This is a genomic window from Kitasatospora sp. MBT66, assembly GCF_000710405.2.
Classification (GTDB): domain Bacteria; phylum Actinomycetota; class Actinomycetes; order Streptomycetales; family Streptomycetaceae; genus Kitasatospora; species Kitasatospora purpeofusca.
In genome coordinates, this window is the sequence record NZ_JAIY01000004.1 from 532,410 (window position 1) to 546,794 (window position 14,385).

The 14,385-nt window shown below is 73.9% G+C and carries 12 protein-coding genes and 2 tRNA genes; 7 read left to right on the top strand and 7 right to left on the bottom strand.

Going from position 1 to position 14,385, the window contains the following annotated elements:
* Positions 1-113 precede the first annotated feature (113 nt).
* The 4 genes from BI06_RS09045 to purS form a co-directional block, all read right to left on the bottom strand.
* Entirely contained in the window at positions 114-953 is an 840-nt protein-coding gene (locus tag BI06_RS09045) for a sterol carrier family protein (RefSeq protein ID WP_043466900.1), read from the bottom strand.
* A 72-nt stretch (positions 954-1,025) separates the two neighbouring features.
* On the bottom strand, positions 1,026-3,281 hold the full coding sequence (gene purL / locus BI06_RS09050) for a phosphoribosylformylglycinamidine synthase subunit PurL (RefSeq protein ID WP_037779194.1): 2,256 nt from the start codon (positions 3,279-3,281) through the stop codon (positions 1,026-1,028).
* On the bottom strand, positions 3,281-3,958 hold the full coding sequence (gene purQ, locus BI06_RS09055; protein WP_030392490.1) for a phosphoribosylformylglycinamidine synthase subunit PurQ: 678 nt from the start codon (positions 3,956-3,958) through the stop codon (positions 3,281-3,283). Before purQ ends, purL begins: the two co-directional genes overlap by 1 nt.
* Positions 3,955-4,215, bottom strand: coding sequence for a phosphoribosylformylglycinamidine synthase subunit PurS (gene purS, locus BI06_RS09060; protein WP_078879748.1), 261 nt, complete (start codon positions 4,213-4,215; stop codon positions 3,955-3,957). Before purS ends, purQ begins: the two co-directional genes overlap by 4 nt.
* Before the next feature lie 460 nt (positions 4,216-4,675).
* Here purS and BI06_RS09065 point away from each other — a divergent pair, with 460 nt between their 5' ends.
* The 7 genes from BI06_RS09065 to BI06_RS09095 all read left to right on the top strand — a co-directional run bounded on the left by BI06_RS09065 (position 4,676) and on the right by BI06_RS09095 (position 9,296).
* Positions 4,676-4,993 carry an Lsr2 family protein gene (locus BI06_RS09065; protein WP_030304494.1) on the top strand — a complete coding sequence of 106 codons (318 nt, stop codon included), beginning with the start codon at positions 4,676-4,678 and terminating at the stop codon, positions 4,991-4,993.
* A gap of 127 nt (positions 4,994-5,120) precedes the next feature.
* Positions 5,121-5,193 (top strand) — tRNA-Gly (locus BI06_RS09070).
* 37 nt (positions 5,194-5,230) lie between these two features.
* A tRNA-Gly gene (locus BI06_RS09075) sits at positions 5,231-5,306 on the top strand.
* Between the two features lie 163 nt (positions 5,307-5,469).
* The gene (locus BI06_RS09080; protein WP_043466907.1) at positions 5,470-6,474 is read left to right on the top strand and encodes an ABC transporter ATP-binding protein; all 1,005 of its coding nucleotides are present in this window, start codon (positions 5,470-5,472) and stop codon (positions 6,472-6,474) included.
* Positions 6,471-7,325 (top strand): ABC transporter permease, encoded by an 855-nt coding sequence (locus BI06_RS09085; protein WP_043466909.1) that lies wholly within the window; start codon positions 6,471-6,473, stop codon positions 7,323-7,325. The genes BI06_RS09080 and BI06_RS09085 overlap by 4 nt, the downstream gene beginning before the upstream one ends.
* A gap of 98 nt (positions 7,326-7,423) precedes the next feature.
* A complete protein-coding gene (locus BI06_RS09090; protein ID WP_030392486.1) occupies positions 7,424-8,650 on the top strand; it encodes a sensor histidine kinase in 1,227 nt (408 codons plus the stop codon).
* 25 nt (positions 8,651-8,675) lie between these two features.
* Entirely contained in the window at positions 8,676-9,296 is a 621-nt protein-coding gene (locus tag BI06_RS09095) for a response regulator transcription factor (protein ID WP_030392485.1), read from the top strand.
* 28 nt (positions 9,297-9,324) lie between these two features.
* Here BI06_RS09095 and BI06_RS09100 read toward each other — a convergent pair whose 3' ends face one another.
* The 3 genes from BI06_RS09100 to BI06_RS09110 form a co-directional block, all read right to left on the bottom strand.
* A complete protein-coding gene (locus BI06_RS09100; protein ID WP_030392484.1) occupies positions 9,325-10,224 on the bottom strand; it encodes a phosphoribosylaminoimidazolesuccinocarboxamide synthase in 900 nt (299 codons plus the stop codon).
* A 118-nt stretch (positions 10,225-10,342) separates the two neighbouring features.
* Positions 10,343-11,884, bottom strand: coding sequence for a N,N-dimethylformamidase beta subunit family domain-containing protein (locus tag BI06_RS09105; RefSeq protein WP_030392483.1), 1,542 nt, complete (start codon positions 11,882-11,884; stop codon positions 10,343-10,345).
* A gap of 234 nt (positions 11,885-12,118) precedes the next feature.
* Positions 12,119-13,696, bottom strand: a complete 1,578-nt coding sequence (locus tag BI06_RS09110; protein ID WP_043466912.1) for a hypothetical protein — start codon at positions 13,694-13,696, stop codon at positions 12,119-12,121.
* Positions 13,697-14,385: the final 689 nt, after the last annotated feature.

The following is a 14,385-nucleotide window of genomic DNA, read 5'->3' on the forward strand; positions in this document are numbered from 1 at the left end:
CTCCGGGACCGGCCGGAGCTCCAGGGACCGGCCGGACCTCCGGGACCGGCCGGGCCTCCGGGACCGGCCGGAGCTCCTGGACCGGCCGGACCTCCGGGGACGGGGATCCCGGGTCAGGCCAGCACCGGCAGGTACATCCGCAGGTCGCTGCGCTCGCCGCTGGCCGACAGCGCGGCGGCGTCGACCGCGTCCGCCCAGTCGGCGCGGCCGGTGGCCAGCCGGATCCAGGTCAGCGGATCGGTCTCGACCACGTTCGGCGGGGTGCCCCGGGTGTGCCGCGGCCCCTCGACGGCCTGCACCACCGCGTACGGCGGCACCCGGAGTTCCACCGCGCCGCCGGGCACCAGCTCGGCGAAGGCGTCGGCCAGCATCCTGGTGACGGCCGCCACCGCCTGCCGGTCGTGCGGGAAGGCGTCCGGGAAGGCGTCCGGGCCGAGCGCGTCGGCCAGGTCGTCGGCGTGCACCACGGTCTCGACCAGCCTGGTCACCAGGAAGTCGGTGAGCGCCATCGAGCCGAGCCGGATCTCGAAGCGCCGGGCCGGATCGGCCGCCTCCGGCCGGGCCAGGGCGCCGAGCAGCGCGTCGGCGGCACGGTCGAAGGCCGCCGCGACCGAAGCCGGGTCACCGTCGAACCCGTCCGCCGCCCGCGCCCTGGCCTGCTCGTCGAGCAGCGGGCCGAGGGCGCCGACCCGCTCCACCCAGCGCGGCAGGTCCAACGGCGCCCGGCCCTCCACCGGATCGTCGAGGTGCGCCGGCAGCCACTCGATCTGGACGGCGAGGTGCGCCAGCAGCTCGCGCACCCGCCACTCCCCGAGCCTGGTCGGCCGGGCCAGCGACTCCTCGGCGTCGGGGCGTTCGCACAGCCGCCGGACGGCGTCGCGCAGCGCCCCGGTCTGCGCCGCGAGCGCGGCGGTCACCCTGGCGGGCTGGTAGGTACGGGACTTGGCAGGCATGGGGCCCAACATACGCCGAGGGGCGGACGGTCCGGGAAGGACCGTCCGCCCCTCGGGCGGCAGCGCTGCCGATCAGGCCAGCAGGGCCTCGATGACGCCGGTGTGGGCGTCCTTCAGCTCCGCCAGCGCGACGGTGAACTGCCCCTGGACGTCCAGGGAGTCGCCGTCCACCACACCGATGCGGACGGCCGGCAGGCCCCGCGCGGTGCACATGTCGTTGAACCGGAGCTCCTCGCTGCGCGGCACGGCCACGACGGCGCGGCCGGCCGACTCGGAGAACAGGAACACGAACGGGTCCATGCCCTCGGGCACCACGATCCGGGCACCCCGGCCGCCCTTGAGGCAGCTCTCCACCAGCGCCTGGCCCAGGCCGCCGTCGGAGAGGTCGTGCGCGGCGTCGACCATGCCGTCCCGGGAGCCGGCGATCAGGATCTCGCCGAGCAGCCGCTCGCGCTCCAGGTCGACCTTGGGCGGCAGGCCGCCCAGGTGGTCGTGGACCGCCTGCGACCAGGCCGAGCCGCCCAGCTCGTCCTCGGTGTCGCCGAGCAGGTAGAGCAGCTGCCCCTCCTCGGCGAACGCCATCGGAGTGCGGCGGGTGACGTCGTCGATCACGCCGAGCACCGCGACCACGGGGGTCGGGTGGATGGCGACCTCGCCGGTCTGGTTGTACAGCGAGACGTTGCCGCCGGTCACCGGGGTGCCCAGGGTCAGGCAGGCGTCGGCGAGACCGCGGGTGGCCTCGGCGAACTGCCACATCACGTCCGGGTCCTCGGGGGAGCCGAAGTTGAGGCAGTCCGAGACGGCGAGCGGCTTGGCACCGCCGGCCGCGACGTTGCGGTACGCCTCGGCGAGGGCCAGCTGGGCACCGGTGTACGGGTCCAGCTTGGTGTAGCGGCCGTTGCCGTCGGTGGCGACCGAGACGCCGAGGTTGGTCTCGTCGTCGATCCGGATCATGCCCGAGTCCTCGCCGTGCGAGAGCACGGTGTTGCCGAGCACGTACCGGTCGTACTGGTCCGTGATCCAGGACTTGGAGGCCTGGTTCGGGTGCGAGGCCAGCTTCAGCAGGTCGGCCTTGAGGCCCTCGCCGGTGGTCGGGCGGGCCAGCCGCTCGGCCGTCGGGGCGTCGGCCTGCAGCGCGTCCTGCCAGCTCGGGCGGGCGAACGGGCGCTGGTAGGTCGGGCCCTCGTGGGCGACGGTGCGCGGGGGCACGTCCACCACGAGCTCGCCGTGCCAGAAGATCTCCAGCCGCTCGCCGTCGGTGACCTCACCGATGACGTTGGCGATGACGTCCCACTTCTCGCAGATCTCCAGGAAGCGGTCGATCTTGTCCGGCTCGACGATCGCGCACATGCGCTCCTGCGACTCGCTCATGAGGATCTCCTCGGGCGAGAGCGTGTGGTCGCGCAGGTGCACCGTGTCGAGGTCGATCCGCATGCCGCCGGAGCCGGCCGAGGCCAGCTCGGAGGTGGCGCAGGACAGCCCGGCGCCGCCGAGGTCCTGGATGCCCTTGACCAGCTTCTCCCGGAAGATCTCCAGGGTGCACTCGATCAGGAGCTTCTCCTGGAACGGGTCGCCGACCTGGACCGCCGGGCGCTTGGCCGGCTTGGTGTCGTCGAAGGTCTCGGAGGCGAGCACCGAGACGCCGCCGATGCCGTCGCCGCCGGTGCGGGCGCCGTAGAGGACGACCTTGTTGCCGGCGCCGGAGGCCTGCGCGAGGTGGATGTCCTCGTGCTTCATGACACCCACGCAGAGCGCGTTGACCAGCGGGTTGCCCTGGTAGCAGGAGTCGAAGACGACCTCGCCGCCGATGTTCGGCAGGCCCAGGCAGTTGCCGTAGCCGCCGATGCCCGCGACGATCCCGGGCAGCACGCGCCGGGTGTCCGGGTGGTCGGCCGCGCCGAACCGCAGCGGGTCCATCACGGCGACCGGGCGGGCGCCCATCGCCAGGATGTCGCGGACGATGCCGCCGATGCCGGTGGCCGCGCCCTGGTAGGGCTCGATGTACGACGGGTGGTTGTGCGACTCGACCTTGAAGGTGACCGCGTAGCCCTGGCCGACGTCGACCACACCGGCGTTCTCTCCGATGCCGACGAGCATGGCGTCCGTCTCGGGCTTCTTGTCGCCGAACTGCTTCAGGTGGACCTTGGAGCTCTTGTACGAACAGTGCTCCGACCACATGACCGAGTACATGGCGAGTTCCGCGCCGGTCGGGCGGCGGCCGAGAATCTCCCGGATCCGGGCGTACTCGTCCTGCTTGAGGCCGAGCTCGGCCCAGGGCTGGGCGGCGTCCGGGGTCTGCTCGGCGTTCTTGACGGTGTCGAGGCTCATCAGGCGTTCACCAGCTGCTTCAGTACGGAAGTGAAGAAGCCCAGGCCCTCGGTGGTGGGACCGGTGAGCGGCTCCACGGCGTGCTCCGGGTGCGGCATCAGACCGACGACATTGCCGGCGGCGTTGGTGATGCCGGCGATGTCACGGTACGAACCGTTGGGGTTGACGTCGAGGTAACGGGCGACCACCCGGCCCTCGGCCTCCAGCTCGTCCAGGACCCGCTCGTCGGCGACGAAGCGGCCCTCGCCGTTCTTCAGCGGCACGACGATTTCCTGCCCGGGGGTGTAATCCCGGGTCCAGGCGCTGCCGTTGTTCTCGATCCGCAGCTTCTGGTCGCGGCAGACGAAGTGCAGCGAGTCGTTGCGGGTGAGCGCGCCGGGCAGCAGGTGGGATTCGCACAGCACCTGGAAGCCGTTGCAGATACCGAGAACGGGCATTCCCTGCCGGGCCTGCTCGATGACGGTCTCCATCACCGGCGAGAACCGGGAGATCGCACCGCAGCGCAGATAGTCGCCGTAACTGAATCCGCCCGGCAGGACGACGGCGTCGACCTGGTGGAGATCCTTGTCACGGTGCCAGAGGGCGACCGGCTCGGCGCCGGCCAGGCGGACCGCGCGCCGGGCGTCGCGGTCGTCGAGGGAGCCGGGGAAAGTGACGACGCCGACGCGGGTGGTCACTTGCCGTCCTCCTCGACGCGGACGGTGAAGTCCTCGATCACGGTGTTGGCGAGAAAGGTCTCGGCGGCTTCGCGGATACGGGCGAGCGCGGCGTCGTCGACCGGGCCCTCCAGCTCCAGCTCGAAACGCTTGCCCTGGCGGACGTCGGAGATCCCGGTGAATCCGAGACGGGGCAGCGCGCGCTGCACCGCCTGTCCCTGGGGGTCGAGGATCTCCGGCTTGAGCATGACGTCGACTACGACGCGTGCCACTGGCACTCCCGGTGGTGTCTTCGTGAGGCGGGGGAACTCCAGACTACCGGGGGTTTCGAGCGTGTTTGCTGGCCGGGGACGGTGACGCGCGTAGACCGACGACCCTTACGCCACAAGGGCTCCACCCGCCCGCCACCCCCCGCCGGGTGCCCCTTTTCGCCGGATTCCGGAACCCCCGCGAGAACCACCGAAGAGCACCCGAATACCGGCACTCCGGACAGATCGGCCAGCCGAGTGCACGGGTATCCGGCGGCCGACGAAGACACGTGAATATCCGGAAAAGAAAGCCGGACTCTTCGATTTCTCCCCGCTTCGGGTGCAGAATAGGGCCACCTGCCGCGGCGAGTGCTGCGTATCCGGCACGGCCATCCGGCCTGCCCGTATGCACTTGGGCGAAGGGTGCACATCAGGCCCCGGGGCGCACCCGCGCCCTTGTCGGCCGAATTGCCCGAGAGGATTGACACCCATGGCTCAGCGTGTAGTTGTCACGCTCTCCGACGACCTGGACGGCGGCGCAGCCGCAGAAACCGTCCACTTCGGCGTCGACGGGAAGTCGTACGAGATCGATTTGTCCGTGGACAACGCGGAAAAGCTGCGGGAGGCCCTCGCCCCGTTCGTCGCGGCCGGCCGCCGCCAGAGCCGTACCGGAAAGTCCTTCCGCCGCACCGCCCTCACCCCCGACCCGGCCGCCGTGCGCGCCTGGGCCCAGTCCCGCGGCATGGAGCTGCCCGCCCGCGGCCGCATCCCCAAGCACGTCTACGAGGCCTTCGCCGAGGCGAACTGACCGCCCCGGCCCCGGTCGTCCCACCCTCGCCAGAAGGGTGGGGCGACCACCCCGAAAGATGCTGTAGAGTATTCCTCGTCGCCGCAACGGAGAGATCCGGAGAGGCGGCAGGTGCCCCAGGCACCAGGCGGACGTGGCTCAGTTGGTAGAGCATCACCTTGCCAAGGTGAGGGTCGCGAGTTCGAATCTCGTCGTCCGCTCGCAGTAGCGAGCAGTACAACTCAATAGTTCCATCCTGCGGACGTGGCTCAGTTGGTAGAGCATCACCTTGCCAAGGTGAGGGTCGCGAGTTCGAATCTCGTCGTCCGCTCCAGTACGAAGGGTCCTCTCGGAAGAGAGGGCCCTTCGGCGTTTCCCGTCCCGGTGGAATCCCGCGGGCACCCATGACATTTGTCATCGCCGACCCGTGGATCCGCACCGGGTTCCGGTGAGACCGCGCACTGCCCGCGCGGCCCGGTCGGCGGAAGGCTTGAGACATGGAAACGAGCCAGCCCCACGCCGCCGGCGACCCCGTGATCGAGGTCACCGACCTGAACCGCCACTACGGCACCGGCGGTGACCGCTACCACGCGGTCCGCGGCGTCGACCTGACCGTCGGCCGCGGCGAACTGTTCGCCCTGCTGGGCACCAACGGGGCCGGCAAGACCTCCACCATGGAACTCATCGAGGGCCTCGCCGCCCCGACCGGGGGCCGGGTCCGGGTGCTCGGGCACGACCCGCACCGGGAGCGGGCCGCCGTCCGCCCACGGATCGGCATCATGCTCCAGGAGGGCGGCTTCCCCGGCGACCTCACCGTCGGCGAGACCGGCCGCGCCTGGGCCGGCATCACCAGCCACGCCCGGCCCCTGGACGAGGCGCTGGAGCTGGTCGGCCTCGGCCACCGCCGCGGCGTCCGGGTCAAGCAGCTCTCCGGCGGCGAGCGCCGCCGCCTCGACCTGGCGATGGCCCTGCTCGGACGGCCCGAGGTGCTGTTCCTGGACGAGCCGAGCACCGGCCTCGACCCGGAGGCCCGCGCCGCCGTCTGGCAGCTGGTCCGTGAGCTGCGCGCCGAGGGCACCACGGTGCTGCTCACCACGCACTACCTGGAGGAGGCCGAGGAGCTCGCCGACCGGCTGGCGATCATGCACGGCGGGCAGATCGTCGCGGCCGGCACGGTGGCCGAGGTGATCGCCGGACGCCCGTCCCGGATCGGCTTCGAGCTCCCCGCGTTCACCGGCACCTCCCTCCCGCCGCTGGCCGGCGCCACCGTCACCGTCGACGGCCGGAAGGTCATGGTCAAGACGCCCGCCCTCCAGGCCACCCTGACCGAGCTGCTCGGCTGGGCCGACCGGCACGGCATCGCGCTCGGCGCCCTCGACGCCCGCAGCGCCTCGCTGGAGGAGGCCTTCCTGGCCATCGCCTCCGAGGCCGGCCACCGGCCCCCGGCCGACACCCCCGCCGCTCCCCCCGCCCGCCGCAAGCTGATCGGACTCGCCCGATGACCACCGCCACCACCACCGCCGGTCCGCAGCGCCCCCGGTCCTCCGGCGTCGGCCCGCGGAGCACCATCGTCCGTCGGCTGCTCGCCCTCGGCCGGGCCGAGGGGGTCCTGCTGCTCCGCAACCGGACCGCCCTGTTCACCGCCGTACTGCTGCCGGTGCTGCTGATCGGCGGGCTCAAGAGCGTCCTCGACCAGCAGGCCGAGAGCAGCCCCGGCCTGGACGTCGACTCGCTGCTGGTCAACGGCGCGGTCGGCATGGTGCTGGCCTTCGTCGTCTACTACAACCTGACCGCCGCCTACGTGGCCCGCCGCGGCGAGCTGGTGCTCAAGCGGCTGCGCACCGGGGAGGCCCGGGACATCGAGATCCTGGTCGGCACCGCCGTCCCCTCGGTCGGCCTGGCCCTGCTGATGTGCGGGGTGATCGGTGTCGTCGGCGCCAGTGCCCTGCACCTCACCGCCCCGGTCAACCCGCTGCTGCTGGTCGTCGGCCTGGCCCTGGCGGTCGCGACGCTGATGGCACTGGCCGCCGTCTCCAGCGCCTTCACCCGGACCGTGGAGAGCGCCGGCATCACCACCATGCCGGTCCTGCTGCTCACCCAGTTCGGCTCCGGGCTGTTCGTCCCGCTGGAGGTCATGCCCGAGCGCCTCGCCGACATCTGCCGGCTGCTGCCCTCCACCCCGGCCTTCCAGCTGGTCCGGGTCGGCTGGTTCGGCACCGACGGCTCGGCCGCCCCGACCGGGTTCGCCGGCACCTGGGCCACCGCCGCCCCGCACCTGGTGACCGGGGGCGTCTGGCTCGCCCTCGCGGTCTGGGGCGCCGTCCGGTACTTCCGCTGGGAGCCGCGCCGCTGAGCGCCCGTCCGCCCGGTACAGATCCGAAGGCCCGCTCCCCGTTCGACCTCTGATAAGAAGGCCGCAGCACGATCATGACGGAACGGGGAGCGGAAGAGATGGGTGTCGTGAATCCGGTGCGCGCGTGGCGGGGCCGATCCAAGCCCCAGCGCTCCGAGCTCTACCTCCGCTGGTCGCTCTACCTGATGGCGCTGGCCCCGCTGCCGCTCACCGTGATGATCAATCTGGCCGACCCGGACTCCGGGAGCGACCCGGCCTCCAGGGTCGCCCTGGTGCTCGGCCTCGCCCAGACCCTGGTCACCCTGCGCGCCTACCGCACCTCGCTGGACCACTACCTGAACCGGCCCACCGACCACCTGCGCTGGCTCGCCCTCAACGGCGGCGTCGCGGTGGCCGGCTCCTGGGCGCTACTGCTGCTCGGCCCCCGGGTCGACGCGGCCTCCGGCGGGGAGCTCGTGACCTTCACCGCCCCGGTCGCCAGCACCATGCTCTTCTCCGCCTTCGGCCCGGCCTCGGTCGGGCTGCGCCCGCTCCGGGCGGCCCTCGCCGGGGCGGTCGCCCTGCTCGCCGTCCTCCCCGCGCTGCTGCTGACCGGTGCCGCCCTCGGCACCTCGCTCGGGGTGCTGACCGGCAGCGGGCTGGTCATGCTGTTCATCGGCTGCAGCTGCCGCAGCTTCGCCTGGCTCCAGTCGGTGGTCCAGGAGCTGGACACCGCCCGCGAGGCCCAGGCCCGGCTGGCCGTCGCCGAGGAGCGGCTGCGGTTCTCCCGCGACCTGCACGACGTGATGGGCCGCAACCTCACCACCATCGCGCTCAAGAGCGAGCTGGCCGTCCAACTGGCCCGGCGCGGCCGCCCGGAGGCCGCCGAGCAGATGGCCGAGGTGCAGCAGATCGCCCAGGAGTCCCAGCGCGAGGTCCGCGACGTGGTCCGCGGCTACCGCACGGCGGCCCTGCACGCGGAGGCGGTCGGCGCCCGCGCGGTGCTCCGCTCCGCCGACGTGGCCTGCGAGATCGACCTCGGCGAGCACGCCGAGCAACTGCCGGAGGCGGTCCAGTCGGTGCTCGGCTGGGTGATCCGCGAGGCCACCACCAATGTGCTGCGGCACAGCGAGGCGGGCCACTGCTCGATCAGGCTCCGCCGCGAGGGCGGCCGGGCCCTGCTGGAGCTGGAGAATGACGGGGTGCCGGCCGTACCGCTGCCCTCCCAGGGCGGCGGTACGGGCCTGAGCGGCCTGCGGGAACGGCTCGCCGCCCACAACGGCGAGCTGACCGTCCCGGACGTCGGGCCGGGGCTCTTCCGGCTGCTCGCCAGCGTCCCGCTCTGACCCCCGCCGTACGGAAGGCCCGCCGATGACCGACCCCGCGCCCGTTCGCGTCCTGCTCGCCGACGACGAGCACCTGATCCGCGGCGCGCTCGCCGCGCTGCTCTCCCTGGAGGAGGACATCGCCGTGGTCGCGCAGGCGGCCTCCGGCCCGGAGGCGCTGGCGATGGCCGAGGCGCACCGGCCGGACATCGCGGTGCTGGACCTCCAGATGCCCGGTCTGGACGGCATCGAGGTGGCCACCCGGCTGCGGGCGCTGCTGCCGGACTGCCGCTGCATGATCGTCACCGGTCACGGCCGCCCCGGCTATCTGAAGCGGGCGTTGGAGGTCGGCGTCCGGGGCTTCCTGCCGAAGACCGTCTCCGCGGCGGACCTGGCCGGGATCATCCGGACCGTCCGGGCCGGCGGCCGCTACGTGGACCCGGAGCTGGCGGCGGACGCGATCTCCGCCGGGGAGACGCCGCTGACCCCGCGCGAGACCGATGTGCTGGAGCTGGCCGCGGACGGCACCTCGATCGCCGGGATCGCGGAACGCGCCTCGCTCTCCCAGGGCACCGTGCGCAACTACCTGTCCTCGGCCGTCGCCAAGCTGGGCGCGGAGAACCGGCACGCGGCGGTGCGGATCGCCCGCGAGCACGGCTGGATCTGACCGCCGGCCCGCGGGCGCCCGCCCGGTCTCAGACCCAGGTCAGGCCGGTGATCCGCTCGTACGCCTCGACGTACTTGGCCCGGACCCGGTCGACGACCTCGGCCGGCAGCTCCGGCGGCGGCTGCTCGCTCTTCCGGTCCCAGCCGGAGGCCGGGGAGGTCAGCCAGTCGCGGATGATCTGCTTGTCGAAGGAGGGCTGGGGGTGGCCCGGCTCCCACTCGTCGGCCGGCCAGAACCGCGAGGAGTCCGGGGTGAGCACCTCGTCGCCGATCACCAGCTCGCCGTCCAGCAGGCCGAACTCGAACTTGGTGTCCGCCAGCAGGATGCCCCGCTCACGGGCGATGTCCCGGGCCCGGGAGTAGACGTCCAGGGTGGTCCGGCGGAGCTGGTTGGCCAGCTCGGCGCCGACCCGGCGGGCGGTCTCCTCGTAGGAGACGTTCTCGTCGTGCTCGCCGACCTCGGCCTTGAGGGCGGGCGTGTAGATCGGGGCGGGCAGCTCGGAGCCGTCCTCCAGGCCCTCGGGCAGCGCGATGCCGCAGACGGTGCGGGAGACCCGGTACTCCTCCAGGCCGGAGCCGGCCAGGTAGCCGCGGGCGACGCACTCGACCGGAACCATGTCCAGGCTGCGGCAGACCAGGGTGCGGCCCTTCCAGTCGGCGGGGGCGCCGGCCGGGACCTCGGTGGAGAGCACGTGGTTGGGCACGATGTCGGCGATCCGCTCGAACCACCACAGCGAGAGCTGGGTGAGGATGCGGCCCTTGTCCGGGATCTCGTTGGGCAGCACCCAGTCGTAGGCCGAGGTGCGGTCGCTGGCGACCATCACCAGCTCACCCGACTCGGCGCGGTACAGGTCGCGCACCTTGCCGGTGTGCAGGTGGACCAGGCCGGGCACCTGGACCGGCTCGGGCTTGGTGACAAATCCGCTCAAGATCGTCTCAGTCCTCAGGGGTCGTTCGCGGGCGTGGGGCGCGAAAGGGGAGGTCACTGGGGTCGAGTCTGTCATGGCCACCGGCCCGGCCGGGGGGCCGGACCCCGGGCCGCGGCGGTCAGCCGTTCTTGCAGAGCCGGTCCAGCAGGTTGGCGGTGGCCCGCTGGATCCGCTCGTCCGTGAGCCCCGGCCGGTCCAGCGCGGGCGACCAGGCGAAGGTGCCGGAGGCGAAGACGTACGCCCCGCTGGGGGCCCGGTAGAGCGAGGTCTCCTGGTGCCGGGTGCGGCCGGCCAGGTCCCGGTACGGGGAGTGCGCGAGCAGCACCCGCTCGCTGTGCTCGGGCAGGGCGACCTTGGGGTAGTAGCGGTCCGCCTCGCCGGCCACCAGCCCGGGCAGCTCCTCGCCCTCCTGGACGCCGGTGCCGTCCCAGAGCCAGTGCGCGGTGTGCCGGGCGACCAGCGGGACCGGCGCGGCGACCCGGCCGGAGTACTGCAGCCCGAGCAGGTGCTGCTCGGGCTCGCCCGCGTCGCGCCACAGCGCGCTGGCGGCGCCGGGCACCCCGGCCGCCGGGCTGCCGGGGCCGACCTTCTGGCGCTTGCGGCAGTTGAGCATCCGGTTGGGCTCGCCGGAGGGACCGGGGCTCAGCTCGACCCGCCAGTACATGGTGTTGGCGGAGAGGAAGACCAGCGAGGTGCCGCCGTCCCGGGCCCGTTCGGCGGCGCGGCGCATCGGCTCGGACCAGTACTCGTCGTGGCCGGGGAAGACCAGCGCCCGGTGCCGGGAGGCGTCGACCAGGCCGGCGTGCAGGTCGGTGGCGGTGGCGTAGGAGAGGTCGTAGCCGTAGCGCTCGGCCCAGCGGATGAAGTCGTAGGCGTGGCCGACGTGCAGCGGCAGCCCGGCCGTGGCGTGCGGCCGGTCGAAGGAGACGGTGACGGCCGCCTCGGGCTCGCCGACCAGCCGGCCGCCGTCCCAGGCGTGGTAGAGGCTGGCGCCGCTGCGGCCGTCCTCGGGGAAGAGGTTGTACGCCTGCCAGGTCACGTCGGGGAGCACCAGCAGCAGCTCGGCGGAGCGGTTCTGGTCCTCGAAGTCCCGCACCGTGAAGGGGATGTGGCTGCGGTGCAGCATGTCGGCGGTGGTGAGCACGGCGACGTAGGCGCCGGGCCGCCAGTGCTGCGGGATCTGCAACCGCCAGGTGTGCCACCAGTGGTGGCAGGAGACGGTCCGGCCGACCACCATCGGGGCCGGCTGGGACATCCCGGCGATCAGCGGACTGGACGTCATGTGGTGCGCGCCGTCGCCCGCGTAGTGGCCGATCCGGAACACGTCGACGGTGAACTCGCGGGGCGGGTTGACGGTGACCCGCAGGTCCACCGAGCCGCCGGGGCGGACCACCCCGGCCGAGGCGAAGCCCTTGATCTGCTGTTCCTCGTCGTTGGCGCCGAGCGGGCTGCCGACCGCCGGTCTGCCCCGCACCCCGGCGGACAGCGGGCGCTGCCCGGGCGCGTCCACCGAGACGTACCAGGGCACCTCGGCGCCCTCGGCACCGGCGACGTACTGGTCCGGGCTGCGCAGCCAGGGCAGCGGGCCCTGGCCGAAGGGGTCGGAGACGCTGTGCGCGTGCGTCCCGGACTCCCAGCGGCGGTTGAGTTCGGTCCCCACGCGCGCCCCTCCCAGGTGCACCTTCGCCGGTTGGCACGTGCCGCCCGGATGTGCGTGCGGTCTAATACACCACACCGTGCTGGCGCTGCGTCACCCCACGGTAGCAACTAGTGGCGGGAATCTTCGGGGCCGTCGGACGGACGGCCTCCGGCCTGCGAAGACCCCGGGCGGCCGGTCCGGCCGGGGGCGCTCACCCCCGGGGCTCGCGCCCCCGAGGGGCCGGCCGGCATGCGGTCAGAGCCGGACCGGCTTCTCCAGCCGGACGTCCGCGGCGTCCAGCCAGGCCCGCAGCGGCCCGTCCTGGCCCTGTTCGACGGCCTGGGCGACCGGCTCGGCCAGGTCGGTGCGGCGGACCCCGCCGAGCAGCAGCACCGGGCCGTCCAGCCAGTCGAGGCCGGGGACGGCGCCCGCGGTGTCCACGGCCGCGCAGCAGACCATCGCGGTGACGTGGTCGACCAGGACGTCCCGCCCGGACCGGACCGGTTCGAGCAGCGGCGCGGGCGCGGTGGTGCGCGCCAGCTGGGCGGCGAGCGCGGCGGCCAGCCGCTCGCCGTCGCCGTCGGCCAGCCGGCCCAGCAGCCGGGTCAGCGTCGGGGCGCCGGGGCGGGCCTGCGGGGCGAGCAGGTCCAGCGCCGACTGCAGGGCGGCGGCGCGGGCCCGCCAGCCGGCGTCCACCACCTCGGCCGGGTAGTCGACCCACTCCAGCTCGCGCCAGGCACCGGAGGCGGGCGCCCCGAAGAACAGCTCGGCGGCGAGCCGGGACACCGCGGCGTCCACCTCGCCGGGCTCCTCCAGCAGGTCGCAGGCCGGGCGGTCGCCGAGCCGGCTGCTGTAGCCGTCGGCCAGCCGGTCGCGCCGGGACAGCTCGGTGAGCGCGGCCACCACTCCGGCGTTCAGGTGCGCGGGGTGCCGGCCGAGCCGCCAGGCGGGCAGCGCGACCCGGGTGAGCAGCCGGTCCCAGCCCGCGTAGGCGAGGCCGACCTGCTCCTGCGCGGCGATCCGCAGGCCGTAGTCGACGCCGCGGGCCTGCTCGGAGGCCCAGCCGGCGACGGAGCGCTCCAGCTCGGCGGCGTGCTCGCGGCAGGCGCCCAGCAGCCGGCGGGTGATCCGGTCGGTGAGGCGGTCGGTCAGGGCGACCGGGCCCCGGCGGGGCGGGCGCGGTGCGCAGCCCCCGGGGAGTCCGGCCGGTCCGTCGGCGGGGCCGGCGTCCAGGCTGGCGTCCAGGGCGCGCAGGAAGTGCCGGGCGGCGGCGATGTCCGGGTCCGCGGCGGCCGCGGTACCGGCCACCACCGGGGCCAGCAGGGCCCGCAGCTCACCGGCCCGCATCCACCAGAGGAACGGCGAGCCGACGACCAGCACCGGGGCGGTCGGCCGGTGGCCGGCCGCCCGGGAGCGGCGGGAGCCGGACGAGGGGACGTCCTCCAGCCAGCTGTCGCAGTCCGGGGTGAGCGCCACGGCGGACGGCGCGGGGACCTCCAGCCGGTCGGCGAGTTCGTCGATCAGCCGGTACAGCTCGGGGGCCTGGGCGCGGTCCAGCGGCACGGCCGGGGTCTGCGGCGGGACGGCCCGGCGGTAGGCGCGGGCGGCCAGCCCGGCCACCAGGAGGGTCAGCGCGGCGACCGCGCAGACCGTCCAGCGGGCGATGTCCCAGCCCGCCCCGTCGGGGGAGCCGGGGGCACCGATCCGCCCGGTGAACCGGCCGGCGAGCAGCACCACCGCGGTGGCGGCGGGCAGCGCGGCGGCGGCCAGGGCGAGACCCCTGATCCGCAGGACCGCCTGGGCGTGAGCGCGCGCGGTGTCGACAGCGGCCATACGGTGCGGCACCCCCTTCGGAGCCCCGGGACACCCGTGACGGGGCCCTGAGCCGATTCGAAACGATCAGTTCCGACCGGGAAACGGTGGTGTCCGAGCCCCGGTAGTACATGCTGCGTGGCGCTTCCGACATTTTCGACGCCCGGGTCCGGGTGGGTGTTCCGGATCGCCCCGGTTTCCACTCGTCCCGGTGACACCGCCCGAAAACCGGACGACCGCCCCCGGGAAGCGCCCGGCGGGTCCGGTCCGGCCGGACGCCGTCCAGCATCCCCCCGCACGACCACCGTTACCCGGCGGCGGCCGGAAGCGGCCCGACCTGTGGTGCCGTGGTCCAGCGCACCATAAGGCCGGGCAGCCGGTTACGTCAGCCGGATGCGGTCGCTGTCACTCGATGGGCTGGATTCCGGGGACCGAACGGTGTGGCGGCACCGGGTGTCGCACCTGTCCCACCCGGCCCGGAAACGCCGGCGACCGCTGCGTCCATGGGGGTTGTCCACGGGGTGCCGGGGAGCCTGCCGGGGAGGATCCGGGGGCGGGTGCGGGGCTCACCGGGCGGCCGCGCCCGGGCTCGCGCCGGACGGGCCCGCGGGGTCGCCCGACGGCACCCGGCGGGGCGGGAGGGCGCGGCCCGGAACGCCCGGGCCCCCGGCGCGCGGAGGCGTGCCGGGGGCCCGGGGACGGAACGGGGG